The organism is Kitasatospora sp. NPDC059973, from assembly GCF_042737525.1.
Lineage (GTDB): Bacteria > Actinomycetota > Actinomycetes > Streptomycetales > Streptomycetaceae > Kitasatospora.
In genome coordinates this window covers 14367-40571 of record NZ_JBHWUI010000054.1, presented here as the reverse complement: position 1 = coordinate 40571, position 26205 = coordinate 14367, and the positions used below count along the sequence as shown (strand labels likewise).

Below are 26205 nucleotides of genomic sequence, written 5' to 3'. Positions count from 1 at the left end.
TGCGTTTCCCCGCCACAGTCCCTGCACGCCACCGGCGCCCCGCCTCAGAGACGAGACCATGTCGAGCACCGACACCCCCCTGCTGACCTCCCTGCGCTCGCCCCGCGTCGTCGCCGCACGCCGGCTCGCCAAGCGGAACCAGCGCACCAAGGAGCGCCGGTTCCTCGTCGAGGGCCCGCAGGCCGTCCGGGAGGCCGTCGCGTTCGGGACGCTGCCGGGCACGGCCGACCACGCCGTGGTCGAGGTCTACACGACCCCCGAGGCCGCCGAGCGGCACGCCGGCATCGTCGCCGCCGCCCGCGCCGAGGGGCTGCCGGTGCTCACCGCCACCGACGAGGTCATCGCGGACATCTGCGACACCGTGACCCCGCAGGGCATCGTGGCGCTCTGCCGGTTCATCGACACCCCGTTCGCCGAGGTGCTGGCGGCCCGCCCCAAGCTGGTCGCGGTGCTCGCCCACGTGCGCGACCCCGGCAACGCCGGCACCGTGCTGCGGACCGCCGACGCGGCCGGCGCGGACGCCGTGGTGCTGACCGACGCCTCGGTGGACCTGTACAACCCGAAGGCCGTGCGCGCCTCCGTCGGCAGCCTGTTCCACCTGCCGGTCGCCGTCGGCGTGCCGGTGGAGGAGGCGGTCGGGCGGCTGCGCGAGGCCGGCGTGCGGGTGCTGGCCGCCGACGGCGCGGGGGAGCGCGACCTCGACCAGGAGCTGGACGAGGGCACGCTGGGCGCGCCCGGCGCCTGGGTGTTCGGCAACGAGGCCTGGGGGCTCCCGGAGGAGACCCGCGCACTCACCGACGAGGTGGTGCGCGTACCGATCCACGGACACGCCGAGAGCCTCAACCTCGCGACGGCCGCCGCCGTCTGCCTCTACGCCTCCGCCCGGGCGCAGCGCTCGCCCGGCGGCTGCCGGGCGCGGGCGTAGGCCGTACCCGGACGCTCCCGGAAGTCGTCATCGCGACGCCGCGGGCCCTACTGCGGGGGGCCGCGAGACGCTAGGGTCTGCCTCGGTGGGGGGAAAGACACGGTGGGTAATCGGGGAGGACACCCATGGTCGGCAGCGGGCCAGAGCTCGACCCGGACGACCTGCCGGACGGCCTGGTGGTCGCCGACGCCCTGGGCCGGGTGGTCTGCTTCAACCGCACCGCCGCCCGGCTGACCGGCATCCTCCAGGAGGCCGCGCTCGGCAGCCCGCTGGAGCACGCCCTCCCGCTGGAGGACCTGGACGGCCGCCGCTGGTGGCAGCTGACCGACCCGTACGGCGGCCTGGCGACCCGGACCAGCCAGCCCGAGCGCAATCTGCTGCTCCCCGGCGGCCGCGAGGTGCTGGTGTCCGCCCGCTACGTCCGGGCCCGCCCGCAGGCGCCGCTGGAGCGGCTGGTGATCGCGCTGCGCGGCACCGAGGCCCGCCGGCGGACCGAGCGCAGCCACGCCGAGCTGATCGCCACCGTCGCGCACGAGCTGCGCTCGCCGCTCACCAGCGTCAAGGGCTTCACCGCGACCCTGCTGGCGAAGTGGGAGCGGTTCACCGACGGGCAGAAGCGGCTGATGCTGGAGACCGTCGACGCCGACGCCGACCGGGTCACCCGGCTGATCGCCGAGCTGCTGGACATCTCCCGGATCGACGCCGGGCGGCTGGAGCTGCGCAAGCAGGTGGTCGACCTGGCCGCCGCGGTGCGCCGGCACGTGGACCGCAAGGTCGCCACCGGCATCCCCGAGGACCGCTTCGACATCCGGATCAGCGAGCCGCTCACCGTGCTCTGGGCCGACCCGGACAAGGTGGACCAGGTGCTGGCCAACCTGCTGGAAAATGCGGTGCGCCACGGTGAGGGAACTGTCACGATCGAGGTGGCACCGGCCAAGGAGGTCGTCGAGGCACCCGTCTGGGAGCGCTCCGGCACTCCGCCCCGAACTGTGGAAGGCACCGCGGTCACCGTGAGCGATGAAGGCACCGGCATCCCCGAGGACTCGATGCCGCGCGTGTTCACCCGCTTCTGGCGCGGTTCCAAGCGCGGCGGCACGGGCCTGGGCCTCTACATCGTCAAGGGCATCGTGGAGGCCCACGGCGGCTCGATCCGCGTCGACCGCGCGCCCGGCGGCGGCGCCCGGTTCCGATTTATCCTGCCCGCCGGCGTGCCCGACTTCATGCTCTGACGGAGCCTGGAGGCAGCCGCGGCGGGCTCCGGGGGCGGCGCCGCCACCCCCTGGGCCCGGTGCGGATCGGGAGGCCGGACGGGCTTGACGGCAGCCGCACCATGCGCTGCGACTACACTCGACCTTTGGCGTTGTGGGACGCCCTGCGCGGCCGTGCCGCGGACACCCCTTCCGAGCACCTGCGGCGGGGGCTGCCCGTGCCCCGGCCACGCCGGGCGTCACGCGAAGGCACGAGCCCTTACCTGAGCACGGACGAGCAGGAGCACGGGAAGATAGAGATGTCGGCACCCAACAAGTCGTACGACCCGGTCGAGGTCGAGGCCCTCAAGCCCGAGGTGGTGGAGCAGGCGCGGGACGAGGCCGTCCGGGCCTTCGCCGCCGCCACCAGCCTCGACGAGCTGAAGCAGGCCAAGGTCGCCCACACCGGCGACCGCTCCGCGCTCTCCCTCGCCAACCGCGAGATCGGCGCTCTGCCCCCGCACGCCAAGGCCGCCGCCGGCAAGCTGATCGGCCAGGCCCGCGGCGCCGTCAACCAGGCCCTCGCCCGGCGCCAGGCCGAGCTGGAGGCGGAGCGCGACGCCCGCGTCCTGGTCGAGGAGGCGGTGGACGTCACGCTGCCCTACGACCGGACCCCGCGCGGCGCCCGCCACCCGCTGACCACGCTGGCCGAGCGCATCGAGGACACCTTCGTCGCGATGGGCTACCAGGTCGCCGAGGGCCCCGAGGTCGAGGCCGAGTGGCTGAACTTCGACGCCCTCAACCTGGGACCGGACCACCCGGCCCGTTCGATGCAGGACACCTTCTTCGTCCAGGCCCCGGACGGCTCCGCCGACTCCGGCGTGGTGCTGCGGACCCAGACCTCCCCGGTCCAGGCCCGCACCATGCTCGACCGCGAGCCTCCCATCTACGTGGTCTGCCCCGGCCGGGTCTACCGGACCGACGAGCTGGACGCCACCCACACCCCGGTCTTCCGCCAGGTCGAGGGTCTGGCCGTGGACGAGGGCATCACCTTCGCCGACCTCAAGGGCACCATCGAGCTGCTGGTGTCCAAGCTGATCGGGGACGGCCTGGAGCTGCGCTGGCGGCCCTCGTACTTCCCGTTCACCGAGCCGAGCGCCGAGATCGACCTGCAGTGCTTCGTCTGCCGCGGCGAGAGCGTCGGCAACCCGGACCGGCCCTGCCGCACCTGCTCCTCCGAGGGCTGGATCGAGCTCGGCGGCTGCGGCGTGGTCAACCCGCGGGTGCTGGTCGCCTGCGGCATCGACCCGAGCCGCTACAGCGGGTTCGCCTTCGGCCTGGGCCTGGAGCGAATCCTGATGAACCGTCACAACGTCGCCGACATGCGCGACATGGTCGAGGGTGACGTGCGCTTCACCCTCCCGTTCGGGATGGAGATCTGATGCGCGTCCCGCTTTCCTGGCTGCGCGAGTACGTCGACCTGCCGGCCGGCGAGACCGGCCGCGACGTGGCGGAGCGACTGGTCCGGGCCGGGCTGGAGGTCGAGACGGTCGAGCAGATCGGCGGCGACCTCAAGGGCCCGCTGGTGGTCGGCCAGGTCCTCTCCATCGAGGAGCTCTCCGGCTTCAAGAAGCCGATCCGGCACTGCTTCGTCAACGTCGGCGACGCCAACGGCACCGGCGAGCCGCAGGAGATCGTCTGCGGCGCGACCAACTTCGCCGTCGGCGACAAGGTCGTCGTCGTCCTGCCGGGCGCCGTGCTGCCCGGCCCGTTCCCGATCGCGGCCCGCCAGACCTACGGCCACACCTCGGCCGGCATGATCTGCTCGGCCCGCGAGCTGGGCATGGGCGACGACCACGACGGCATCATCGTCCTCCCGCCGGAGTACGAGCCCGGCACCGACGCCGTCGAGCTGCTCCAGCTCGTCGACGAGGTGCTGGACATCGCCGTCACCCCGGACCGCGGCTACTGCCTCTCGATGCGCGGGGTGGCCCGCGAGGCCGCCGCCGCGTACGGGCTGCCGCTGGCCGACCCGGCGCTGCTCGACGTGCCGCCGGCGAACTCCTACGGCTACCTGGTCAAGGTCGCCGACCCGGCCGGCTGCGACCGCTTCGTGGCCCGCACGGTGATCGGCCTCGACCCGACCGCCAAGTCGCCGATCTGGCTCCAGCGCCGCCTGCAGAAGGCCGGCATCCGGCCGATCTCGCTGGCCGTGGACATCACCAACTACGTGATGCTGGAGGTCGGCCAGCCGCTGCACGCCTACGACAAGCAGCGCGTGGACGGCCCCATCGTGGTCCGCCGGGCGGAGCAGGGCGAGACCCTGACCACCCTCGACGGCGTCGCGCGCAAGCTCTCCGCCGAGGACCTGCTGATCTGCGACAACAGCGGCCCGATCGGCCTGGCCGGTGTCATGGGCGGTGCCTCCACCGAGATCCTCGACCCGGCCGCCGGTCCGGGCACCACCGAGGTGATCATCGAGGCGGCGCACTTCGACCCGGTCGTGATCGCCCGCGGTGCCAAGCGGCACAAGCTGCCCTCCGAGGCGTCGAAGCGCTTCGAGCGCGGCGTCGACCCGGAGGCCGCCCGCGCCGCCGCGCAGCGCGCCGTCGACCTGCTGGTCCTGATCGCCGGCGGCACCGCCGAGGCCGGGGTCACCGACATCGCGGCCCCGCACCCGGTGCGCACCATCACCATCGCCGCGGACCTGCCCGACCGCGTCGCCGGCACCGCCTACGGCCGGGAGACCGTCACCCGGCGGCTGCAGGAGATCGGCTGCTCCGTCGCGGGCGCCGACGTCCTGGAGGTCACCCCGCCGACCTGGCGCCCCGACCTCACCGACCCGTACGACCTCGCGGAGGAGGTCATCCGCCTGGAGGGGTACGACAACGTCCCCGCCCGGATGCCCACCGTGCCGCCGGGCAAGGGCCTGACCGAGGCCCAGCGCACCCACCGCCGGGCCGGTGTCGCGCTGGCCGCCGCCGGCTACGTCGAGGTCAACAACTACCCGTTCGTCGGCGAGGCCGCCTTCGACGGGCTCGGCCTGGAGAAGGACGACCGGCGCCGCCGCACGGTGAAGCTGGTCAACCCGCTCAACGACGAGGAGCCGGCGCTGCGCACCACGCTGCTGCCGGGCCTGCTCGGGGCGCTGCGCCGCAACGTCGGCCGCGGCAACACCGATCTGGCGATCTTCGAGACGGGCACCGTCTTCCTGCCCAAGGACGAGCAGTCCGTCGCGCCGCGCCCGGCCGTCGACCGCCGTCCGAGCGACGAGGAGCTCGCCGCCCTCGACGCCGCGCTGCCGGACCAGCCGCGCCGGATCGCCGCCGCCCTCGCGGGCGAGCGGGTGCCGTCCGGCTGGTGGGGCAAGGGCGCCCCGGCCTCCTGGGCCGACGCGATCGAGGCCGCCCGTGCGGTGGCCCGTGCGGCCGGCGTCGAACTGGCCGTCCGCCAGGGCCGGCTGGCCCCGTGGCACCCGGGCCGCTGCGCCGAGTTGGTGGTCGCCGGGACCGACCGGGTGGTCGGCCACGCCGGTGAGCTGCACCCGCGCGTCGTCAAGGCGCTCGGTCTGCCCGAGCGCACCAGCGCGATGGAGGTCGACCTCGACCTGCTGACCGCCGACGGCGCCGTCCGGGTCTCCGGCCCGGCCGTCTCCGCGTTCCCGGTCGCGACCCAGGACGTGGCGCTGATCGTCGACGGCGCCGTCCCGGCCGCCGAGGTCGAGGCCGCGCTGCGGGCCGGCGCCGGCGAACTGCTGGAGGCCATCCGGCTGTTCGACGTCTTCACCGGCGAGCAGGTCGGCGAGGGCAAGAAGTCGCTGGCCTACGCGCTGCGCTTCCGCGCGGCCGACCGCACGCTGACCGCCGACGAGGCCAGCGCGGCCCGTGAGGCGGCCGTGGCCGAGGCCGTCGCCCGGACCGGCGCGGTGCTCCGCGGCGCCTGACGCGCATCCCGGGTGGAGGGCCCCGTCGCCGGTTTCCGGCGGCGGGGCCCTTCGTCGTCCCGGTGGCGGCGGTCCGGCCGGTACGGCTGACCTGGCTCTTTGAGGAGTTTCCGTCAAAGCCCTTGCGGAGCAGGGATCGTGGGCGCTATTCCTTGGTTAGGAAAGTTTCCTAACTCCCGGCCGACGGCATCCCCCCGCCGTCCCCCCACGGAACACGGAGCGTCAGATGCACCGTCCCCAGCACCGCACCGTCCGGATAGCCCTCGCCGCCCTGCTGATGGCCGCGCCCGCCACGGTCGCGGCCGCCGGCGCAGCCCACGCGGCGCCGACCGCGGCCGTCGTCCAGGCCAAGGCCGTCGGCCTGGACGACCCGCACAAGAAGGACATCGCGATGCAGCTGGTGTCCAGCGCCGAGAACTCCTCGCTGGACTGGAAGTCGCAGTACAAGTACATCGAGGACATCGGTGACGGCCGCGGCTACACCGCCGGCATCATCGGCTTCTGCTCGGGCACCGGCGACATGCTCGACCTGGTCGAGCACTACACCGACCTCAAGCCGGGCAACGTCCTCGCCAAGTACCTGCCGGCGCTGCGCAAGGTGAACGGCACCGAGTCGCACGCGGGCCTGGGCAGCGCCTTCGAGAAGGACTGGGCCACCGCGGCCAAGGACGGCGTCTTCCAGCAGGCGCAGAACGACGAGCGCGACCGCGTCTACTTCAACCCCGCCGTCAGCCAGGCCAAGTCCGACGGCCTGCGCGCGCTCGGCCAGTTCGCCTACTACGACGCCATCGTCATGCACGGCCCGGGCACCAGCTCGACCAGCTTCGGCGGGATCCGCAAGACCGCCATGAAGAAGGCCAAGACCCCGGCCCAGGGCGGCGACGAGGCCACCTACCTCAAGGCCTTCCTGGACGCCCGCCGGGCCGCCATGAAGACCGAGGAGGCGCACTCCGACACCAGCCGCGTCGACACCGAGCAGCTGGTCTTCCTCAACGCCAAGAACTTCGACCTCAACCCCCCGCTCAAGTGGAAGGTCTACGGCGACAGCTACAGCATCAACAGCTGACCCGTGCCGACCGCGGAGGCCGTTCGCCCGGCCTCCGCGGTCGCCCCGTTTATCGGGTGACACCCCGCCACGATCGCTGATACGTTCGACGACGTGGCAAAGCTGAACCAGATCATCGCCGTCGAAAAGGGCGTCAAGTCCAAGTCCTTCCAGGAGCTGACGCAGTCCCACCAGGACTTGCAGAAGCCCGCGCTGCTGGCCGGCATCTCCCGGACGTACCAGCCCAAGGACGAGGAGGGCGAGCAGCTCCCCCCGGAGTCCACCCGCGTCCAGGTGAAGGCCGAAGACGTCCTGCGGACCACGTCCGCGACGCTGTCCCGGCTGTTCGACGTCACCGCGACGAAGGACTGGGCCAACACCGAGGCCCGCGCCGACGTCGTGGTCGACGGCCGGACGCTGGTGGCCCAGGTGCCGGTCACCTACCTGCTCTTCCTGGAGAAGCAGCTCACCGACCTGCGCACCTTCGTGCGGAAGCTGCCGGTGCTGGACGCCGCCGAGGCCTGGAACCACGACGCCTCGACGGACTCCTGGAAGACCGAGGCGGTGCGCACGATCCGCACCAAGAAGGTGCCGCGCAACCACGTGAAGGCCGAGGCCACGGAGAAGCACCCGGCGCAGGTCGAGGTGTACTACGAGGACATCGCGGTCGGCTACTGGACGACGGTCAAGTTCTCCGGGGCCCTTCCGGCCCGGCGGGTGAACGAGCTCCTGGAGCGGGTCGAGAAGCTCCAGCAGGCCGTCCAGTTCGCCCGCGAGGAGGCCAACGGCTCGGAGGTCACCGACCGCCGGGTCGGTGAGGCGGTGTTCGGCTACCTGTTCGGGTAGCCCCCAGATCGCCCCCGTATGAGAGCGGGGGTGGCGCGAAGAGCGCAAGCTGATACTGAGGTTGAAGCTGATATCAGGGGAGAATGTGGAGGTTCGAGTCCTCCCTCCGGCATTTCGCGCCGGAGTGGCCCAACATGGCAGAGGCGCCCCTGTAAGACTCAGACTCTCGCTCCAGGCTCAGCATTCGCCGCCGAGCGCCGGATCGACCGGGTGTGTGCTGTAAGCGTCGGATGCGGGTTCGACTCCCGTCTGCGCCTCTATCGTGGCGCGGTAGCTTCAATGGCAAAGCGCGATGCTGTGAGAATGACCCACACCCTTAAACGTGCCGGTGCAAGCAATTGGGTGGCACCTCAGGGGCCCGGGTAGCTGGATACCGCTCCCGGGCCCCGTCACCGTTCCCGGGTTCAGGCGCTCGCGGTGTAGTCGTAGAAGCCGCGGCCGGACTTGCGGCCCAGCAGACCCGCGTCGACCATCCGGGAGAGCAGCGGGGGAGCGGCGAACAGCGGCTCCTTGTACTCGTCGTACATCGATTCGGCGATCGACACGATGGTGTCCAGACCGATCAGGTCGCACAGCCGCAGCGGGCCCATCGGGTGGGCGCAGCCGGCCTCCATGCCCTTGTCGATGTCGGAGGCGGTCGCCACGCCCGACTCGAACATCCGCACCGCCGACAGCAGGTACGGCACCAGGAGCGCGTTCACCACGAAGCCGGCCCGGTCGCGGGCGCGGATCGGCTCCTTGCCCAGCCCCTCGGAGGCGAAGGCCTCGACCCGCTCGGTGGTGGCCGCCGAGGTGGTCAGCGTCGGGATCACCTCGACCAGCTTCTGCACCGGCGCCGGGTTGAAGAAGTGCAGGCCGATCACCTGCTCCGGGCGCGAGGTGGCGGCGGCCAGCTTCACGATCGGGATCGACGAGGTGTTGGAGGCCAGGATGGCGTCCCGGCGCTCGACCACCTGGTCCAGCGTCTGGAAGATCTGGACCTTGATGTCCTCGCGCTCGGCGACCGCCTCGACCACCAGGTCGCGGTCGGCGAAGTCGGCCAGGTCGGTGGTGAAGGACAGCCGGGACATCGCCCCGTCGCGGTCCTCGGGGCTCAGCTTGCCCCGCTTGACCGCCGTCTCCAGGGAGTTGGTCAGCCGGGTGCGACCGAACTCCAGGGCCTCCCCGCTCGCCTCCGACACCAGGACGTCCAGCCCCGCCCGGGCGAACACCTCCGCGATGCCCGACCCCATCAGACCGCAGCCGATCACTCCGACGCGCGCGATGTCACTCACTCAGTTGCCCTTCGGTGGTGCCGGGGGTCTCCCAGCGACAGGTGTCCCAGCAAGCTGCTGTTCAGCGGGCGGGCGCACCGATAGGTGTGCACCGGTGCACCGCCCCGACGACGTTACTACTCCGTACCCGTCGGTAGGTCATCCCCTCCCAGGCTGAACCGGGTCCGCGGGCGCTGCTCCGAAGGGGTGGGCCCGGGTCGCGGGACCCGTGCGCCCGGGTGCCGGCGCACCCGCCGCCCGGAGGACTCAGGCGCAGAGCCGGCTGGCGGTGACCGGCGCGAGCCCCGCCCTGGTGAGTCCGTCCAGGATGCCCGGCAGCGCGTCCACCGTGCACTGGTGGCCCATGTGCAGGGCGACCACCGAGCCGCCCTTCACCGAGGCGAGCACCCGGCGCTGGAGTTCCGCGGCGCTCGGATCGCTGTAGTCGCGCGGGTCGACGTCGAAGGAGAGCACGTGCTCGTACCCGACCGCCCGGGCCTGCTCGCGCACCATCGGCGTGGCGTACTGGGCGGCGGAGGGCCGGAACCAGCGGCCGATCGAGCCGGTGAGCCGTTGCAGCCGCTCCGCGCACTGGGCGATCTCGGCGCGCGCCTGGTCGGGGCCCATCGCGGAGATGTTCTGGTGGTTCTGGGTGTGGTTGCCCAGCTCGTGGCCGCCGTCCAGGATCCGGCGGGCCATCTGCGGCTGCTGGTCCAGCCAGCTGCCGACGGCCATCACGGTGAGCGCGGCGCCGCGCTGTTCGGCGATCTCCAGCAGGGCGGTGGCGATCCTCGGGTCACCGCTGCCGTGGAAGGTCAGGGCGACGTTGCGGCCGGTCCGCGGTCCGTACGCGACCTCGACGGGGGTGCCCGGGGCGAGCGGCGTGAGGGTGGGCGGGACCGGCGGCGCCACGGTGGTGGCGGCCGCGGTGGGGGAGGCCGCCCCCTGCGGTCCGGCCGGGGCGGTGGGGTCCGGGGCGGGGGAGGCGGCGCCCTCGCCGGCCGCCCAGGCGGGGTCGACCGCCGCCGGGTCGCCGCCGGCCGGGTCCACGGTGCCGGGGTGGACGGCGAGCGCCCCCGGGTCGGCCCGGCGGGGGGAGGTCCCCGCGCAGGCCGCGAGCAGGCCGCCGACGGCGGTCAGGGCGGCGAACCTGGCGGTGGCGCGCAGGACGGTGCGGCGGTCGGCGGTCATCCGGTCGGCAGTCATCGGCAGCCAGCATAGAGACGGTGAAACCCCGGGGCGATTCGAGCGCGCCGACCCGACCCGCCGGGAGGACGTGCCCGCACCACGCCGGGAGGACGTGCCCGCACCACGGCCGGGGAGCTTCGGAATCCTGAACTCCCGCTGTCTCCACGGCGTGTCGTCGGATACGATCACCGCGCGCCACGTGGTGGGCCCGGCAGGCCGGGCCGCCCGCGCAGCGCGGCGCTCCGGCGCCGTGACGGGCAGGCATTCCGGCAGTGGGCTTGAGGGGGCGGAAAGCAGGATGCACGAGGACACCGCGACGACCGACGTCGGTACGGACTGGGACTGGGTGAAGGCCGAGGACTGGCAGCCGCCGACCGAGCTGGACACCGGCGTTCCGCACACCGCCCGGATGTACGACTACTACCTCGGCGGCAAGGACAACTTCGAGGCGGACCGCAAGGCCGCCGAGGCCGCGATAGCGGCCTACCCCGCGCTGCCGCTGCTGGCCCGCACCAACCGCGAATTCCTCGGCCGCGCCGTCGAGTTCGTGGCCGGCCAGGGCATCCGCCAGTTCGTCGACATCGGTACCGGCATCCCCGCCGTCGGCTCCACCAGCGAGGTGGCCCGCCGGGCCGCCCCGGACGCCCGCGTGGTGTACGTCGACAACGACCCGATCGTGGCCACCCACGCCCGCGCCCTGCTGGCGAGCCACAAGGCCGGCCATACCTCCGTCATCGAGGCCGACCTCCGCGAGCCGGCGACCATCCTCGACCATCCCGGCCTGCGCGCCGCCGTCGACCTGGACCGGCCGGTCGCCCTGATGCTGGTCGCGGTGCTGCACTTCATCCGCGACGAGGACGGCGCCCAGGAGATCGTCCGCACCCTGCGCGACGCGCTCGCGCCCGGCAGCGCGCTGATCCTCTCGCACGGCAGCCCCGACTTCGCCTCCCGGGAGAGCGCGGCCGAGGGCACCCGGATCTACCGGAGCGCCAGCGCGCCGCTGGTGCTGCGTCCGCGCGCCGCCGTCGAGCCCTTCTTCGGCGACTTCCGGTTCGCCGGGCCCGGTCTGGTCCAGCTCCCGCTCTGGCGCGCCGGGGCCGGCCACGTCCCGACCGACGAGCTGCCCGCCGGCTGGCAGGACGTCTCCGCCTACGCGGGTGTCGCCTTCAAGGCCTGAACCACCCGTCGGGGCCCGCGCCGTGCGGCCCCGACCACCGTGCGGGCGGCCGGCCCCGGTGCCCGTGCCGACCACCGGCCGGCCCGTGCCGGGCGCCGGGGCCGGCCCGTTCCGGGCCGCGGGCGGGCGCATCGGGTGGCGCACGGCGGGACGCTTCGGTGGAAAATGCCGCGACCGCCCGGCGCGCTCGGTGTTACGTTGCGAATCATGAACCCCCTGAGCGAGAACGAGATCCGCGGCTCCTTCGTCAACTGTTCCAAGGGCGAGGCCCGTCGGCTCAACCTGCCCCGGGGTCTGGCCGAACTCCCGTGGGAGCACCTGGACTTCCTCGGCTGGCGGGACCAGGGCGCGCCCGACCGCGGCTACCTGGTCGCCGAGCACGGCGGCGAGCTGGTCGGCGTCACACTGCGGGTGCCGTCCGTGCGCCGCAGCCTGACCAAGACCAACGTCTGCTCGCTCTGCCTCTCCGCCCACGCGGGCTCGGGCGTGGCGCTGCTGGCCGCCCGCCGGGCCGGCGTCTCCGGCCGCGAGGGCAACACCGTCGGCACCTACATCTGCGCCGACCTGGCCTGTTCGCTCTACCTGCGCGGGCTGAAGAAGTCCGCCCTGGTCAGCCGGCCCGAGGAGTCGCTGTCGCAGGAGGAGCTGGTGGCCCGCACAGTGGCGAACCTGGACGCCTTCCTGGCGAAGGTCCTCACCGACACCCCGGCCTGAGACCGCCGGGCCGGGGGCGGTCCGCCGGCCGTGCCGCGTCCGCTAGCCGTGCCGCAGCTGGTCGAGCTCGCGGCGGTCCCGCTTGGTGGGCCGGCCGGCGCCCCGGTCGCGCTCGCCGGCCGCCGCCAGCAGTTCGCGCGGCGGCCTCGGCGGGCTGTTGTCCACCAGGCACTCGGCCGCGACGACCGCCCCGACCCGCTTGCGGACCAGCCGCTTCACCACGACGATCCGCTCGAAGCCCTCCTGGCGCACGCGCACCTCGTCGCCGGCCTTCAGCGCCTGCGCGGGCTTGACCCGCTCGCCGTTCACCCGGACGTGTCCGGCCCGGCAGGCGGCCGCCGCCAGCGCGCGCGTCTTGGTGAGCCGCACCGACCAGATCCAGCTGTCCACCCGGACGCTTCCCTCGTCTTCGACCATCCTCCGAGCCTACCCACGGCCGGCCCGGCGCCGCGCCGGGGTCTGCGCGGGCTTCCGGGCCGGCGAGGGCGCCGGGGTCAGCCGGGCGGCGATTCCTGGACCGCCCAGCCGTTGCCGTCCGGGTCGTTGAAGAAGACGAACGAGTTCCACGCCCCGCCGCGGCCGTCCACCCGGGCGCCGTCCTCGAAGTGCTGGACCGGGCTCACCTCCACGCCCCGCGCCACCAGCTCGCCGTGCGCCTTGACGATGTCCGGCACCACCAGCTGCAGGCCCTTCACCGAGCCCGGCGGCGCGTCCGTGACTCCGGTGCCCACCACGATCGAACAGCCGGAGCCCGGCGGCGTCAGCTGCACCACCCGGACCCCGTCCCGGATCCGGGTGTCGTGGTCGACGGTGAAACCGGCCTGTTCCTCGTAGAAGGTCTTGGCCCGAGCCACGTCCGACACCTGTACCACCACCACTTCGAGCTTCCAGTCCATGGCCCAATCCCCTTCCGGTCAGGACCTTCCGGTCGGGCCCCTCCAGTATCGGCCGACCGGACGGTCGGCGCCCGGTGGTCGGCTAGCCTGAGATCACGATGAACCGCCTCAGCACGCCCACCGCCGCGACCCCCTTCACCACCCCGTGGGGCACCTTCGACCTCACCCGCTTCCCGGAGGACCCGCGCGAGCGGCTGCGCGCCTGGGACGCCGCCGACGAGTACCTGCTGCGCCATCTCGCCGGGGAGGCGGACAGCGCCCAGGGGGCGGTCACCGAGCTCACCGGCCGTACCGTCGTCGTCCTCGGCGACCGCTGGGGCGCGCTGACCACGGCGCTGACCACGGCGCTGACCACCGCGCTGTCCTCGGCGCCGACCACCGCGGCGGCCCCCGCGCCGGCCCCCGCATCGGCTCCTGCCCCGAGTACCGCGCCGGTCCAGATCAGCGACTCCCACCTCGGCCGGCAGGCCACCCTGGCCAACCTCGCCCGGGCCGGCGCCGCCCCCGACGCGGCCCGGCTGCTCACCACCCGCGACACCCCGCCCGGGCGGGTCGACGTCCTGCTGGTCCGCGTCCCCAAGAGCCTGGCGCTGCTGGAGGACCAGCTGCACCGCCTCGCGCCCGCCGTGCACCCCGGCACGGTGGTGATCGGCACCGGCATGGTCACCGAGATCCACACCTCCACCCTCCAGCTCTTCGAGCGGATCCTCGGCCCGACCCGCACCTCGCTCGCGGCCCGCAAGGCCCGGCTGATCTTCTGCACCCCCGACCCGGCGCTCGACCCCGGCCCCAACCCCTGGCCGCACCGCTACGCGCTGCCCGGCGACATCGGCCCGGCCTCCGGGCGCACGGTGGTCAACCACGCCGGTACCTTCTGCGCCGAGCGGCTCGACATCGGCACCCGCTTCCTGCTCGGTCACCTGCCGGTGGCCGCCCCCGGGGCCCGGGTCGTCGACCTCGGCTGCGGCAACGGCGTGGTCGGCACCGCGGCGGCGCTCGCCAGTCCCGGCGCCGAGCTGGTCTTCGTCGACGAGTCCCACCAGGCCGTCGCCTCGGCCGAGGCGACCTTCCGGGAGAACCTCGGCCCGCGGGCGCCCGCCGAGTTCCTCACCGCCGACGCCCTCGGCACGGTCGCCGTCCCGGCCGGCTCGGTCGACCTGGTGCTGAACAACCCGCCGTTCCACTCCCACCAGGCCACCACCGACGCCACCGCCTGGCGGATGTTCACCGGTGCCCGCCGGGCGCTGCGCCCGGGTGGCGAACTCTGGGTGGTCGGCAACCGTCATCTCGGCTACCACGTCAAGCTGCGCCGCCTCTTCGGGAACTGCGAAGTCGTCGCGGGCAACCCGAAGTTCGTGGTGCTGCGGGCCGTCCGCCGGTGACCCGGGCGGGGGCCGGGCCGACAGTGCCGGGAGCGCGCCGCCCGACGATCAACTAAGGGTAACCTAAGCTCATGGCGCCGACGGGTGGCGAGCCGTCCGCGGTGGACGGCGCACCCCGCCGCCCGGGTGTGGAGCGGTCCGCCTGCCGGTCCGCCGTGCACTCCCTTGCATGAATGTTCCGTGATGCGTATATTCATGCTCCGACCAAGGAGGGAACTGCCATGGCATTGCGAGTCGCCGTCGCCGGTGCGAGCGGATACGCGGGCGGTGAGGTGCTGCGCCTGCTGCTCGGCCACCCCGAGGTGGAGATCGGGGCGCTGACCGGCGGATCGAACGCGGGTACCAGGCTCGGCACCCTGCAGCCGCACCTGATCCCGCTCGCCGACCGGATCCTGGAGCCCACCACCCCCGAGGTGCTGGCCGACCACGACGTGGTGTTCCTGGCGCTGCCGCACGGCCAGTCCGCCGCCGTCGCCGAGGCCCTCGGCCAGAACGTCCTGGTCGTCGACTGCGGCGCCGACTTCCGGCTGAAGGCCGCCGCCGACTGGGAGCAGTTCTACGGCTCCGCGCACGCCGGCACCTGGCCCTACGGCCTCCCCGAGCTGCCCGGCCACCGCGCCGCGCTCAAGGGCGGCAACCGCATCGCCGTCCCCGGCTGCTACCCGACCGCCGTCTCGCTGGCGCTCTTCCCGGCGTACGCGGCCGGGCTCGCCGAGCCCGAGGCCGTGATCGTCGCCGCCTCCGGCACCTCGGGCGCCGGCAAGGCCGCCAAGACCCACCTGCTCGGCAGCGAGGTGATGGGCAACGTCAGCGCCTACGGCGTCGGCGGGCAGCACCGGCACACCCCGGAGATGTCGCAGAACCTCACCCCGGTCGCGGGCGAGCCGGTCACCGTCTCCTTCACGCCCACCCTGGTGCCGATGCCGCGCGGCATCCTCGCCACCTGCTCCGCCAAGGCGAAGCCCGGGGTGACCGGCGAGGCCCTGCGCGCCGCCTACACCGAGGCGTTCGCCGACGAGCCCTTCGTCCACCTGCTGGCCGAGGGCCAGTGGCCGCAGACCAGCAGCGTCTACGGCTCCAACGCCGCCCTGGTCCAGGTCGCCCTGGACGAGAGCGCCGGGCGGATCATCGCGATCAGCGCGATCGACAACCTGGTCAAGGGCACCGCCGGCGGCGCGGTGCAGAGCATGAACATCGCCCTCGGCCTGCCCGAGGAGCTCGGCCTTCCCCTGATCGGAGTCGCACCGTGACCAAGAACGTCAACGTCGGCGTGACCGCCGCCAAGGGCTTCCGGGCCGCCGGCGTCACCGCCGGGATCAAGGACTCCGGCACCCCCGACCTCGCCCTCGTCGTCAACGACGGCCCGTCGCTGGCCGCCGCCGGAGTGTTCACCAGCAACCGGGTCAAGGCCGCGCCCGTGCTCTGGTCGGAGCAGGTCCTCAAGGGCGGTCAGGTCTCCGCCGTCGTCCTCAACTCCGGTGGCGCCAACGCCTGCACCGGCCCGCTCGGCTTCCAGGACACCCACGCCACCGCCGAGAAGGCCGCCGAGGAGCTGGGGCTCAACGCCGGCGAGATCGCCGTCGCCTCCACCGGCCTGATCGGCCTGCGCCTGCCGATGGACATCCTGCTGCCCGGTGTCGCCCTCGCCGCCGGGCAGCTCGACGCCGCCGGTGGCGAGGCCGCCGCGATCGCCATCAAGACGACCGACACCGTCCACAAGACCGCCCAGGTGACGAAGGACGGCTGGACGGTCGGCGGCATGGCCAAGGGCGCCGGCATGCTCGCCCCCGGCCTCGCCACCATGCTGGTCGTCCTGACCACCGACGCCGCGCTCGACGCCGCCGCCCTGGACGTCTCGCTGCGCGCCGCCACCCGCACCACCTTCGACCGGATCGACTCCGACGGCTGCATGTCGACCAACGACACGGTGCTGCTGCTCGCCTCCGGCGCCTCCGGCATCACCCCGGAGCAGGCCGGGTTCGACGAGGCCGTCCGCACCGTCTGCGCCGACCTCGCGCGGCAGCTGATCGGTGACGCCGAGGGCGCGAGCAAGGACATCCGGATCGACGTCACCGCCGCCGCCACCGAGGCGGAGGCCGTCGGCGTCGCCCGGGTCATCAGCCGCAACAACCTGCTCAAGTGCGCCCTCCACGGCGAGGACCCGAACTGGGGCCGGGTGCTGGCCGCGATCGGCACCACCGACGCCGCCTTCGACCCGGACCGCCTCGACGTCGCCATCAACGGCGTCTGGGTCTGCCGGGACGGCAGCGTCGGGGAGGACCGCGACCTCGTCGACATGACCGGCCGGGAGATCGTCATCACCGCCCGCCTGAACGCCGGCCAGGCCGCCGCGACGGTGTGGACCAACGACCTCACCGCCGACTACGTGCACGAGAACAGCGCCTACTCCACCTGACAGCCGCTGACAGCCGCCACAGCCGCACCTGCCGACCGAGCCGGGGACCACACACGTGCAGATCGCACCCAAGGGCGAACAGGCCCGCAACAACACCGCGTTGCCCAAGGCCATGACGCTGATCGAGGCGCTGCCCTGGCTGGAGCGCTTCCACGGCAAGACCGTCGTCGTGAAGTTCGGCGGCAACGCCATGGTGGACGAGAGCCTCAAGGCGGCCTTCGCCCAGGACGTCGTCTTCCTGCGCTACGCCGGTCTGCACCCCGTCGTGGTCCACGGCGGCGGCCCGCAGATCAGCGCCCAGCTCGACAAGCTCGGCCTGGAGTCCTCGTTCACCAACGGTCTGCGGGTCACCACCCCCGAGACCATGGACGTGGTCCGGATGGTGCTGGCCGGCCAGGTCCAGCGCGAACTGGTCGGGCTGCTCAACGGCCACGGCCCGTTCGCGGTCGGCATGACCGGCGAGGACGCCCACACCATGACCGCCGTCAAGCGGTACGCGGTGGTCGACGGCGAGCAGGTCGACATCGGCCTGGTCGGCGACATCGTCAACATCGAGGCCGGCGCGGTGAAGGCGCTGATCGCCGACGGCCGGATCCCGGTGATCTCCTCGATCGCCCGGGGCACCGACGGGCACGTCTACAACATCAACGCCGACACCGCCGCCTCCGCCCTCGCGGTGGCGCTCGGCGCCGAGATGCTCGTCGTCCTCACCGACGTCGAGGGACTGTACGCCGACTGGCCACACTCCGACGACGTGATCAGCCAGCTCAGCGCGACCGAGCTGGAGGAGCTGCTGCCCGAGCTGGCCAGCGGCATGCTCCCCAAGATGGAGGGCTGCCTGCGGGCCGTCCGCTCCGGCGTGGGCACCGCCCGCGTCCTGGACGGCCGGGTGCAGCACAGCCTGTTGCTGGAGATCTTCACCGACGAGGGCATCGGCACGATGGTCGTGCCGGACGACGAAGCGACCGTGACCGGGGGACTGGCATGACGACCGACGCACAGCACAGCGGCAGCGCGCAGCCGACCGGTAACGAGCGGCTCACCGACCGCTGGCAGCACGCCTTCACCGACAACTACGGCACCCCGCGGATCCCGCTGGTCCGCGGCGAGGGCGCCAAGCTGTGGGACGCCGACGGCAAGGAGTACACCGATCTGCTCGGCGGCATCGCCGTCAACGCCCTCGGCACCGGCCACCCGGCGGTCGTCGAGGCCGTCACCCGGCAGATCTCGACCCTCGGCCACGTCTCCAACCTCTTCATGGCCGAGCCGACCATCGCGCTGGCCGAGCGGCTGCTGACGCTCTCGGGCCGGGACGGCCGGGTGTTCTTCTGCAACTCCGGCGCCGAGGCCAACGAGGCCGCGTTCAAGATCAGCCGCCGGACCGGCCGCACCCATGTGGTCGCCCTCCAGGGCGGTTTCCACGGCCGGACCATGGGCGCCCTCGCGCTCACCGGCCAGCCCGCCAAGCAGGAGCCGTTCCTGCCGCTGCCCGGCGAGGTCACCCACGTCCCCTTCGGCGACGTCGAGGCGCTGCGCGCGGCCGTGACCGCGGAGACCGCGGCCGTCTTCCTGGAGCCGATCCAGGGCGAGAACGGCGCGATCCCGCTGCCCGACGGCTACCTGCGGGCCGCCCGCGAGATCACCCGGGCCACCGGCACCCTGCTCGTCCTGGACGAGATCCAGACCGGCATCGGCCGCACCGGGTACTGGTTCGCCCACCAGGCCGTCGAGGGCGTCGAGCCGGACGTGGTCACCCTCGCCAAGGCACTCGGCGGCGGGCTGCCGATCGGCGCCGTGCTCGCGTTCGGGGAGGCCGCCGAGCTGCTCACCCCGGGCCAGCACGGCACCACCTTCGGCGGCAATCCGGTGGTCGCGGCGGCGGCTCTCGCGGTGCTCGACACCATCGAGTCCGAGGGCCTGCTGGAGCACGTCCGCAAGATCGGCGAGCGGCTGCGGCACGGGGTCGAGGCGATCGGCGACCCGCTGGTCTCGCACGTGCGCGGGGCCGGCCTGCTGCTCGGCATCGTGCTGACCGCGCCGGTGGCCGCGAAGGTCCAGGCCGCCGCCCAGGAGGCCGGCTTCCTGGTCAACGCCGCCGTCCCGGACGCCGTCCGGCTCGCGCCGCCGCTGGTGCTCACCGAGCAGGACGCGGACGCCTTCCTGGCCGCGCTGCCGGAGATCCTCCGGACGGTGCGGGAGAACGCCCCGGCCGATGCGAGCCGAGCGTAGTCCGGGAGAATAATCACATGACCGTTCCCCACGCCGACCAGCCCGCCGCCGGTCCGACGCCGCAGGTCCCGCAGACCCGCACCGCGCGCCACCGGCGAATCGTGGACCTGCTCACCCGCCAGCCCGTGCGCTCGCAGAGCCAGCTCGCCAAGCTGCTCGCCGACGACGGACTGGTGGTCACCCAGGCCACCCTCTCCCGGGACCTGGACGAGCTGGGTGCGGTGAAGATCCGCAACCGGGACGGCGCGCTCATTTACGCCGTCCCGGCCGAGGGCGGCGACCGCACGCCGCGCGCACCGATGGGGGAGTCGGCGAGCGAGGGCCGGATGGCCCGGCTGGCCGGCGAGCTCATGGTCTCCGCCACCGCCTCCGGCAACCTCGTCGTCCTGCGGACCCCGCCGGGCGCGGCCCAGTTCCTGGCCTCCTCGATCGACCAGGCCGAGGTCTTCGAGATCATCGGCACCATCGCCGGGGACGACACCGTCCTGCTGATCAGCCGCGATCCCTCCGGCGGCCAGGCGCTCGCCGACCACCTGATGCAGCTCGCCCAGGCCAAGGCCCAGTAGCCCCCGGCCGGGCCCGGCCGACCCGGGCCCGCCCCGTTCAGCCCGCCCGACGCACCGCCCCGTGACCCCGGTTCGCCCGTTCCTCGGCAGGGGTTTTGAAATCCATACGGTGTAGTGCATACTTATGCCTATCGCCGTAAGCCTGTTCGCACTGTTGTGAAGGAGAAAGCCGTGACCGAGCGCGTCGTACTCGCCTACTCGGGCGGTCTGGACACGTCCGTCTGCATCGGCTGGATCGCCGAGGAGACGGGCGCCGAGGTCATCGCCGTCGCCGTCGACGTCGGCCAGGGCGGCGAGGACCTGGAGGTCATCCGCCAGCGGGCGCTGGACTGCGGCGCCGTCGAGGCCGAGGTCGCGGACGCCCGCGACGAGTTCGCCGACGAGTACTGCCTCCCGGCCATCAAGGCCAACGCCCTGTACCAGGGCCAGTACCCGCTGGTCTCGGCCCTCTCCCGGCCGGCCATCGTCAAGCACCTGGTCGCCGCCGCGCAGAAGCACGGCGCCACCACCGTCGCCCACGGCTGCACCGGCAAGGGCAACGACCAGGTCCGCTTCGAGGTCGGCATCCAGTCGCTGGCCCCCCAGCTGAAGTGCATCGCCCCGGTACGCGACTACGCGATGACCCGGGACAAGGCGATCGCCTTCGCCGAGGCCAAGGGCCTGCCGATCGCCACCACCAAGAAGTCCCCGTACTCGATCGACCAGAACGTCTTCGGTCGCGCCGTCGAGACCGGCTTCCTGGAGGACATCTGGAACGCCCCGATCGAGGACGTCTACGAGTACACCCAGAACCCGGCCACCCCGCGCGAGGCCGACCAGGTGGTCATCACCTTCGACGCCGGCGTCCCGGTCGCCATCGACGGCCGCAAGGTGACCGTCCTGCAGGCCATCGAGGAGCTCAACAAGCGGGCCGGGGCCCAGGGCATCGGCCGGCTCGACATGGTCGAGGACCGGCTGGTCGGCATCAAGTCCCGGGAGATCTACGAGGCCCCCGGCGCGATCGCCCTGATCACCGCCCACCAGGCCCTGGAGAACGTCACCGTCGAGCGCGAACTCGCCCGCTACAAGCGGCAGGTGGAGCAGCGCTGGGCCGAGCTGGTCTACGACGGCCTCTGGTTCTCCCCGCTGAAGCGGGCGCTGGACGGCTTCGTCAACGAGGCCAACCAGCACGTCACCGGCGAGATCCGGATGGTGCTGCACGCCGGCCGGGCCGTCGTCGACGGCCGCAAGTCCGACCAGTCGCTGTACGACTTCAACCTCGCCACCTACGACACCGGCGACACCTTCGACCAGTCGATGTCCAAGGGCTTCATCGAGATCTTCGGGATGTCCTCGAAGATCGCCGCCCGCCGCGACCTCGGCTGAGCCGACCGCCCGGTCGTCCGACCACCTGCCGGGCCCCGGCCGCCCCCCCCCCCCGCCCGGGCCGCCCCCGACCCGCCACCTTGTAAGGAGCCCAGCGATGCCTGCCGACCAGACCGCCGCCAGTAACTCTCCTGAGCTGCGCCTCTGGGGCGCGCGCTTCGCCGACGGCCCGTCCGAGGCGCTCGCCAGGCTCTCCGCCTCGGTGCACTTCGACTGGCGCCTCGCGCCGTACGACATCGCCGGCTCGAAGGCCCACGCCCGCGTCCTGCACAAGGCCGGGCTGCTCAGCGCCGAGGAGCTCGACGCCATGCTCGCCGGGCTGGACCAGCTGCTCGCCGACGTCGAGGCCGGCACCTTCACCGGCACCGTCGCCGACGAGGACGTCCACACCGCGCTGGAGCGCGGCCTGCTGGAGCGGCTCGGCGCCGACCTGGGCGGCAAGCTGCGGGCCGGCCGCTCGCGCAACGACCAGATCGCCACGCTGTTCCGGATGTACCTGCGCGACCACGCCCGGATCATCGGCGGGCTGATCCTCGACCTCCAGCACGCCCTGGTCGGCCTGGCCGAGGAGCACCCGCACACCGCCATGCCGGGGCGCACCCACCTCCAGCACGCGCAGCCGGTGCTCTTCGCCCACCACGTCCTCGCGCACGTGCACGCCCTCGGCCGGGACGCCGAGCGGCTGCGCCAGTGGGACGTGCGCACCGCCGTGTCCCCGTACGGCTCCGGTGCGCTGGCCGGTTCCTCGCTCGGCCTCGACCCGCAGGCGGTCGCCGCCGACCTCGGCTTCGAGCGGGGCTCGGTCGGCAACTCCATCGACGGGACGGCCTCGCGCGACTTCGTCGCCGAGTTCGCCTTCGTCACCGCGATGATCGGGATCAACCTCTCCCGGATCGCGGAGGAGGTGATCATCTGGAACACCAAGGAGTTCGGCTTCATCACCCTGCACGACGCCTTCTCCACCGGCTCCTCGATCATGCCGCAGAAGAAGAACCCGGACATCGCCGAGCTGGCCCGCGGCAAGTCCGGCCGGCTGATCGGTAACCTGACCGGCCTGCTGGCGACGCTGAAGGCGCTGCCGCTCGCCTACAACCGGGACCTCCAGGAGGACAAGGAGCCGGTCTTCGACTCCTGCGACACGCTGGAGGTGCTGCTGCCGGCCTTCACCGGCATGATGGCCACCCTCACCGTGCACCGGGACCGGCTGGAGGAGCTCGCCCCGGCGGGCTTCTCGCTCGCCACCGACATCGCCGAGTGGCTGGTCAGGCAGGGCGTGCCGTTCCGGGTCGCGCACGAGGTCGCCGGTGCCTGCGTCAAGGTCTGCGAGCAGCAGGGCATCGAGCTCTCCGACCTGACGGACGAGCAGTTCGCGCGGATCTCCGAGCACCTGACGCCCGACGTCCGCTCGGTGCTCAGCGTCCACGGCGCGATCGCCTCGCGCAACGGCCGCGGCGGCACGGCCCCCTCGGCGGTGGCCGTCCAGCTCGCCGAGGTGAAGGACGACCTGGCGCTCCAGGAGGAGTGGGTCCAGGGCTGACACCCCCGAGGCGGTACCCCTCGAAGGGGGCGTGGCGGATCGAGCGCCGCGCCCCCTTCGGGTGCTCACGCCCGGTGGGCCGTAACCGGCCCGGCCCGGAGCAGGTCATGCACGGTATGTGCACCATCCTTCCCGTCGTCCCGTCCGCCGAGGACGAGGTCCTCGCCGCGCTGCGGCGCCGCGCCGTCCGGGCGGCGGTGGCCGCCCTGCCGGGCCGCTGCCCGCAGCTCGTCGCCGCCCTCGCCGAGGACCCGCCGCCGACCTACCGCGAGCTCTCCGCGCGGCTCGGCATGCCGCGCGGCTCGATCGGCCCCACCCGGTCCCGCTGCCTCGCCTGCCTGCGGGCCGTTCTGCACGCCGAGCGCTATCCGTAGCCGGCCCGGGCCCGCGGCCGTCGCCCCGGGCGGTGCGACGTGACCCTCGCCACGTCGTACGGCCGGAAGGTTGAGAGCAGCTGACGCGCGGGTAGAGCGCTGGCGAACGCGGCTCTTGACGGCGGCGCGATCACTCGGATACTGAGCGTGAGCGCGTCGCCGTCGCCGTGGCCCCACCGGGCCGCCCGACGGGCGCGTTCGTGCGCCACCCCCGGCCAGGACCGATCCCCGGCCGGGACATCTCCGGCAGGGCATCCGGTGCGACACCCTCACTCTGCGCGCCGGGCACGACGATGGGGAGGCCCCAGCACATGGGCATGAGCGTGATCATCTCGGTGGCGGACACCGAGGACGCGGAGCAGATCCTCAAGCTGCAGTACCTCGGCTACCAGAGCGAGGCCGAGCTGTACGGCGACTGGAGCCTGGAGCCGCTGACGCAGACCCTGGAGAGCCTGCGCGAGGAGCTCACCGAGCAGTACGTCCTGGTCGCCCGGCTCGGTGACGAGGTGGTCGGCACCGTCCGCGGCCGGATCGGCCCCGACGGCATCGGCCGGATAGGGCGCCTGGTCGTCCACCCCCGGATGCAGCGCCACGGCCTCGGCGGCCGCCTGCTGGAGGCCCTGGAGCGCCGCCTCGCCGCCGACGGCCGCCCGGTGACGGCGTACCGCCTGTTCACCGGCCACCGCAGCCTGGGCAACCTGCGCCTCTACACCCGTCAGGGCTACCGCCAGACCGCCGTCGAGCAGGTCGACGGCGGGCCGGGCCTGGTCCACCTGGAGAAGCCCGCGGTGGCGCCGCTCGCCGCGACCGCCTGAGCCCCGCGCCGTCGCCGTTACCCGGCGCCGCCATCATCCGGACGATCCGGGGGCGGCGCCGAGGTGCATCGCAGCAGCTCACAGGGGTGGCTGTCCGTATTGCGGACAGCGAATCCGAATAGTTGGGACGAAGTCGAACCTTCTGATTTACTGGCTCACATGACTGCGACGACGAAATGGACCCCCACCGGCACACTGCCGGCAGGTGAGCGCGCCATGTGTCGTCGAATGTGTCACCGCTGAGGGCCACCGTCCCCTCCCCGGCCGTCGGCCGGGGCCCTCCCCCTCGCGCCCCGAAGCGAGACCCGGCCTGCTCCCGTCAGTGCGAGCACGCCCCAGCCTGTGGAGCACCACCCGCTCCGTCCGCCTGCCCGGCCACGGGCCGGCGGTCGTCCCTGATGACTCGTTAGGGCCACGCCGTCGCGCGGCCCGGCCGCCCAGCGGCGACGATCAAGGGGTGGCAGGTCCGGATCCCCCCGGTGCGACGCCGTCCGTCCCGCCGACCGCAACCCGGTCCGGCGGCTCCACGCCGTCCGCCCCCGACCCACGGAAGCAGCTGTGATCACCACCACGGACCTCACCAAGGTCTACCGCTCCCGCGGCCGCGAGGTGACCGCCCTCGCCGGCGTCGACCTGCACGTGCGCCCCGGCGAGGTCTACGGAGTCGTCGGCACCAGCGGCGCCGGCAAGTCCACCCTCATCCGCTGCGTCAACATGCTGGAGCGCCCCAGCTCCGGCACCGTCACCGTGGACGGCGTCGAGCTCACCGCGCTCGCCGGCGGTGAGAACCGGGCCGGCAAGGAGCTGCGCGAGGCACGCCGCCGGATCGGCATGGTCTTCCAGCACTTCAACCTGCTCGCCTCCCGCACCGTGCAGCAGAACGTCGAGCTCCCGCTGGAGATCGTCGGCCTGGACCGCACCGAGCGCCGCCGCAAGGCCGCCGAACTGCTCGACCTGGTCGGCCTCGGCGACAAGGCCCGCAGCTACCCCGGCCAGCTCTCCGGCGGCCAGAAGCAGCGCGTCGGCATCGCCCGCGCCCTCGCCGGCGACCCCAAGGTGCTCCTCTCCGACGAGGCCACCTCGGCCCTCGACCCGGAGACCACCCGCTCGATCCTCAAGCTGCTGCGCGACCTCAACCAGCAGCTCGGCCTGACCGTCCTGCTGATCACCCACGAGATGGACGTTATCAAGTCCGTCTGCGACTCCGCCGCCCTGATGCGCGGCGGCCGGGTGGTCGAGTCCGGCGAGCTCACCGACCTGCTGGCCAAGCCCGGTTCGGAACTCGCCCGCGAGCTCTTCCCGCTCAGCGAGTTCGGCACCGGCCACCCCGGCCGCACGGTGCTGGAGATCACCTTCCAGGGCGACAGCTCCGCCCAGCCCTTCGTCTCCCAGCTCGCCCGCACCTACCAGATCGACATCAACATCCTCGGCGCCGCTGTCGAGACCATCGCCGGCCGCATGGTCGGCCGGATGCGGGTCGAACTCCCCGGCGGCCACCAGGACAACGTGGTGCCGATCGGGTTCCTGCGCGAGCAGGGCCTGCAGGTGGACGTGCTCGACACGACCGGCATCGACAAGGCGAGCGGAGCGGTGGCATGACCTGGGACCAGATGCAGGAACTGATGTGGCCCGCCACCTGGGAGACCCTCCAGATGGTCGGCGTCGCCACCGCCGGCACCGTCCTGCTCGGCCTGCCGCTCGGCGTCCTGCTGGTGCTCACCGACAAGGGCGGGCTGCTGCAGAACCGGCCGGTCAACAAGGTGCTCGGCGCGATCGTGAACATCGTCCGCTCGGTGCCGTTCATCATCCTGATGATCGCCCTGATCTCCTTCACCCGCTGGCTGGTCGGCACCTCCATCGGCTGGGAGGCCGCGACCGTGCCGCTCACCATCGGCGCGATCCCCTTCTTCGCCCGGCTGGTCGAGACCTCCCTGCGCGAGGTCGACCGCGGCCTGGTCGAGGCCCTGCAGGCCATGGGCGCCTCCACCTGGACCATCGTCCGCAAGGCGCTGCTCCCGGAGTCGCTGCCCGGCCTGACCGCCTCCGTCACCACCACGGTCATCACGCTGATCAGCTACTCCGCGATGGCCGGCGTGGTCGGCGGCGGGGGCCTCGGCACCCTCGCCATCAACTACGGCTACTTCCGCTTCGAGACCGCCTTCATGTGGATCATCGTCGCGGAGCTGGTGATCATCGTGACCCTGGTGCAGCTGCTCGGCGACTGGGCCGTGGGCCGGCTCGCCAACCGCGGGCGCACCGGCGGCCGGACCCGCCTGCTCCGCCCGCGCGGCACGACCCCGGCCGCCCCCGACGAGGACCTCGTCGCCCTCTAGACCTCCCGGCGTCC

At 73.0% G+C, this 26205-nt stretch carries 24 protein-coding genes; 20 read left to right on the top strand and 4 right to left on the bottom strand.

The features are described from left to right. Window positions 1-58 precede the first annotated feature (58 nt). The 6 genes from ACFWA9_RS17070 (at window position 59) to ACFWA9_RS17045 (ending at window position 7946) form a co-directional block, all read left to right on the top strand. A complete protein-coding gene (locus ACFWA9_RS17070) occupies window positions 59-925 on the top strand; it encodes an RNA methyltransferase (RefSeq protein WP_329486875.1) in 867 nt (288 codons plus the stop codon). Between the two features lie 125 nt (window positions 926-1050). Beyond that, window positions 1051-2154, top strand: a complete 1104-nt coding sequence (locus tag ACFWA9_RS17065) for an ATP-binding protein (RefSeq protein WP_380387942.1) — start codon at window positions 1051-1053, stop codon at window positions 2152-2154. 278 nt (window positions 2155-2432) lie between these two features. Continuing rightward, window positions 2433-3554, top strand: coding sequence for a phenylalanine--tRNA ligase subunit alpha (gene pheS, locus ACFWA9_RS17060; protein WP_329486873.1), 1122 nt, complete (start codon window positions 2433-2435; stop codon window positions 3552-3554). After that, on the top strand, window positions 3554-6055 hold the full coding sequence (pheT, locus tag ACFWA9_RS17055; protein WP_380387940.1) for a phenylalanine--tRNA ligase subunit beta: 2502 nt from the start codon (window positions 3554-3556) through the stop codon (window positions 6053-6055). Before pheS ends, pheT begins: the two co-directional genes overlap by 1 nt. A 226-nt stretch (window positions 6056-6281) precedes the next feature. Continuing rightward, window positions 6282-7121, top strand: a complete 840-nt coding sequence (locus ACFWA9_RS17050) for a chitosanase (RefSeq protein ID WP_380387938.1) — start codon at window positions 6282-6284, stop codon at window positions 7119-7121. A gap of 93 nt (window positions 7122-7214) precedes the next feature. Then, window positions 7215-7946, top strand: coding sequence for a hypothetical protein (locus tag ACFWA9_RS17045; protein ID WP_329486871.1), 732 nt, complete (start codon window positions 7215-7217; stop codon window positions 7944-7946). A gap of 404 nt (window positions 7947-8350) precedes the next feature. Here ACFWA9_RS17045 and ACFWA9_RS17040 read toward each other — a convergent pair whose 3' ends face one another. After that, on the bottom strand, window positions 8351-9220 hold the full coding sequence (locus ACFWA9_RS17040) for a 3-hydroxybutyryl-CoA dehydrogenase (RefSeq protein ID WP_380387936.1): 870 nt from the start codon (window positions 9218-9220) through the stop codon (window positions 8351-8353). 246 nt (window positions 9221-9466) lie between these two features. After that, the gene (locus ACFWA9_RS17035; RefSeq protein ID WP_352290988.1) at window positions 9467-10405 is read right to left on the bottom strand and encodes a polysaccharide deacetylase family protein; all 939 of its coding nucleotides are present in this window, start codon (window positions 10403-10405) and stop codon (window positions 9467-9469) included. A gap of 280 nt (window positions 10406-10685) precedes the next feature. On the opposite strand from ACFWA9_RS17035, the gene ACFWA9_RS17030 reads away from it, so the two are divergent. Together ACFWA9_RS17030 and ACFWA9_RS17025 are read left to right on the top strand one after the other, a co-directional pair. Continuing rightward, the gene (locus ACFWA9_RS17030; RefSeq protein WP_380387933.1) at window positions 10686-11564 is read left to right on the top strand and encodes an SAM-dependent methyltransferase; all 879 of its coding nucleotides are present in this window, start codon (window positions 10686-10688) and stop codon (window positions 11562-11564) included. Window positions 11565-11771: 207 nt separating this feature from the next. After that, on the top strand, window positions 11772-12278 hold the full coding sequence (locus ACFWA9_RS17025; protein WP_329486867.1) for an FBP domain-containing protein: 507 nt from the start codon (window positions 11772-11774) through the stop codon (window positions 12276-12278). A gap of 42 nt (window positions 12279-12320) precedes the next feature. Here the strand turns inward: ACFWA9_RS17025 and ACFWA9_RS17020 are convergent, their stop codons facing one another. Both ACFWA9_RS17020 and ACFWA9_RS17015 read right to left on the bottom strand, forming a co-directional pair. Continuing rightward, the gene (locus ACFWA9_RS17020) at window positions 12321-12695 is read right to left on the bottom strand and encodes a S4 domain-containing protein (RefSeq protein WP_329486866.1); all 375 of its coding nucleotides are present in this window, start codon (window positions 12693-12695) and stop codon (window positions 12321-12323) included. A 77-nt stretch (window positions 12696-12772) separates the two neighbouring features. Beyond that, window positions 12773-13174, bottom strand: a complete 402-nt coding sequence (locus ACFWA9_RS17015; protein ID WP_380387931.1) for a VOC family protein — start codon at window positions 13172-13174, stop codon at window positions 12773-12775. Between the two features lie 98 nt (window positions 13175-13272). Here ACFWA9_RS17015 and ACFWA9_RS17010 point away from each other — a divergent pair, with 98 nt between their 5' ends. From ACFWA9_RS17010 to ACFWA9_RS16955, 12 genes are all read left to right on the top strand, one after another. Next, on the top strand, window positions 13273-14556 hold the full coding sequence (locus ACFWA9_RS17010) for a methyltransferase (protein ID WP_380387929.1): 1284 nt from the start codon (window positions 13273-13275) through the stop codon (window positions 14554-14556). Between the two features lie 221 nt (window positions 14557-14777). Then, window positions 14778-15806 carry an N-acetyl-gamma-glutamyl-phosphate reductase gene (gene argC, locus ACFWA9_RS17005; RefSeq protein ID WP_329486863.1) on the top strand — a complete coding sequence of 343 codons (1029 nt, stop codon included), beginning with the start codon at window positions 14778-14780 and terminating at the stop codon, window positions 15804-15806. After that, on the top strand, window positions 15803-16972 hold the full coding sequence (gene argJ / locus ACFWA9_RS17000) for a bifunctional glutamate N-acetyltransferase/amino-acid acetyltransferase ArgJ (RefSeq protein ID WP_380387927.1): 1170 nt from the start codon (window positions 15803-15805) through the stop codon (window positions 16970-16972). The genes argC and argJ overlap by 4 nt, the downstream gene beginning before the upstream one ends. 112 nt (window positions 16973-17084) lie before the next feature. Then, a complete protein-coding gene (gene argB, locus ACFWA9_RS16995; protein WP_329492049.1) occupies window positions 17085-17960 on the top strand; it encodes an acetylglutamate kinase in 876 nt (291 codons plus the stop codon). Next, the gene (locus ACFWA9_RS16990) at window positions 17957-19201 is read left to right on the top strand and encodes an acetylornithine transaminase (RefSeq protein ID WP_352290992.1); all 1245 of its coding nucleotides are present in this window, start codon (window positions 17957-17959) and stop codon (window positions 19199-19201) included. The genes argB and ACFWA9_RS16990 overlap by 4 nt, the downstream gene beginning before the upstream one ends. 17 nt (window positions 19202-19218) lie before the next feature. Continuing rightward, window positions 19219-19767 carry an arginine repressor gene (locus ACFWA9_RS16985; RefSeq protein ID WP_329486860.1) on the top strand — a complete coding sequence of 183 codons (549 nt, stop codon included), beginning with the start codon at window positions 19219-19221 and terminating at the stop codon, window positions 19765-19767. A gap of 171 nt (window positions 19768-19938) precedes the next feature. Next, entirely contained in the window at window positions 19939-21132 is a 1194-nt protein-coding gene (locus ACFWA9_RS16980; RefSeq protein WP_329486859.1) for an argininosuccinate synthase, read from the top strand. Window positions 21133-21229: 97 nt separating this feature from the next. Continuing rightward, window positions 21230-22669, top strand: coding sequence for an argininosuccinate lyase (gene argH, locus ACFWA9_RS16975; RefSeq protein WP_352290993.1), 1440 nt, complete (start codon window positions 21230-21232; stop codon window positions 22667-22669). Window positions 22670-22785: 116 nt separating this feature from the next. Then, window positions 22786-23043, top strand: coding sequence for a hypothetical protein (locus ACFWA9_RS16970; RefSeq protein ID WP_329486857.1), 258 nt, complete (start codon window positions 22786-22788; stop codon window positions 23041-23043). Window positions 23044-23354: 311 nt separating this feature from the next. Continuing rightward, entirely contained in the window at window positions 23355-23858 is a 504-nt protein-coding gene (locus ACFWA9_RS16965) for a GNAT family N-acetyltransferase (protein ID WP_329486856.1), read from the top strand. A gap of 558 nt (window positions 23859-24416) precedes the next feature. Continuing rightward, on the top strand, window positions 24417-25457 hold the full coding sequence (locus ACFWA9_RS16960) for an ATP-binding cassette domain-containing protein (protein ID WP_329486855.1): 1041 nt from the start codon (window positions 24417-24419) through the stop codon (window positions 25455-25457). After that, complete coding sequence (locus ACFWA9_RS16955) at window positions 25454-26191, top strand: methionine ABC transporter permease (protein WP_329486854.1); 738 nt, start codon at window positions 25454-25456, stop codon at window positions 26189-26191. The genes ACFWA9_RS16960 and ACFWA9_RS16955 overlap by 4 nt, the downstream gene beginning before the upstream one ends. Window positions 26192-26205 lie beyond the last annotated feature (14 nt).

Bases quoted from the DNA above. Each gene is read 5' to 3' on its own strand.
- ACFWA9_RS16985 (WP_329486860.1), top strand. From the start codon at position 19,219: ATGACCGTTCCCCACGCCGACCAGCCCGCCGCCGGTCCGACGCCGCAG.
- ACFWA9_RS16965 (WP_329486856.1), top strand. From the start codon at position 23,355: ATGGGCATGAGCGTGATCATCTCGGTGGCGGACACCGAGGACGCGGAG.
- ACFWA9_RS17030 (WP_380387933.1), top strand. From the start codon at position 10,686: ATGCACGAGGACACCGCGACGACCGACGTCGGTACGGACTGGGACTGG.
- ACFWA9_RS17015 (WP_380387931.1), bottom strand. From the start codon at position 13,174: ATGGACTGGAAGCTCGAAGTGGTGGTGGTACAGGTGTCGGACGTGGCT.
- argB (WP_329492049.1), top strand. From the start codon at position 17,085: ATGACGCTGATCGAGGCGCTGCCCTGGCTGGAGCGCTTCCACGGCAAG.
- ACFWA9_RS16970 (WP_329486857.1), top strand. From the start codon at position 22,786: ATGTGCACCATCCTTCCCGTCGTCCCGTCCGCCGAGGACGAGGTCCTC.
- ACFWA9_RS17065 (WP_380387942.1), top strand. From the start codon at position 1,051: ATGGTCGGCAGCGGGCCAGAGCTCGACCCGGACGACCTGCCGGACGGC.
- ACFWA9_RS17025 (WP_329486867.1), top strand. From the start codon at position 11,772: ATGAACCCCCTGAGCGAGAACGAGATCCGCGGCTCCTTCGTCAACTGT.
- ACFWA9_RS17035 (WP_352290988.1), bottom strand. From the start codon at position 10,405: ATGACTGCCGACCGGATGACCGCCGACCGCCGCACCGTCCTGCGCGCC.
- pheT (WP_380387940.1), top strand. From the start codon at position 3,554: ATGCGCGTCCCGCTTTCCTGGCTGCGCGAGTACGTCGACCTGCCGGCC.
- ACFWA9_RS17010 (WP_380387929.1), top strand. From the start codon at position 13,273: ATGAACCGCCTCAGCACGCCCACCGCCGCGACCCCCTTCACCACCCCG.
- ACFWA9_RS17070 (WP_329486875.1), top strand. From the start codon at position 59: ATGTCGAGCACCGACACCCCCCTGCTGACCTCCCTGCGCTCGCCCCGC.
- argC (WP_329486863.1), top strand. From the start codon at position 14,778: ATGGCATTGCGAGTCGCCGTCGCCGGTGCGAGCGGATACGCGGGCGGT.
- ACFWA9_RS16990 (WP_352290992.1), top strand. From the start codon at position 17,957: ATGACGACCGACGCACAGCACAGCGGCAGCGCGCAGCCGACCGGTAAC.
- argH (WP_352290993.1), top strand. From the start codon at position 21,230: ATGCCTGCCGACCAGACCGCCGCCAGTAACTCTCCTGAGCTGCGCCTC.
- pheS (WP_329486873.1), top strand. From the start codon at position 2,433: ATGTCGGCACCCAACAAGTCGTACGACCCGGTCGAGGTCGAGGCCCTC.
- ACFWA9_RS17050 (WP_380387938.1), top strand. From the start codon at position 6,282: ATGCACCGTCCCCAGCACCGCACCGTCCGGATAGCCCTCGCCGCCCTG.
- ACFWA9_RS16955 (WP_329486854.1), top strand. From the start codon at position 25,454: ATGACCTGGGACCAGATGCAGGAACTGATGTGGCCCGCCACCTGGGAG.
- ACFWA9_RS17020 (WP_329486866.1), bottom strand. From the start codon at position 12,695: ATGGTCGAAGACGAGGGAAGCGTCCGGGTGGACAGCTGGATCTGGTCG.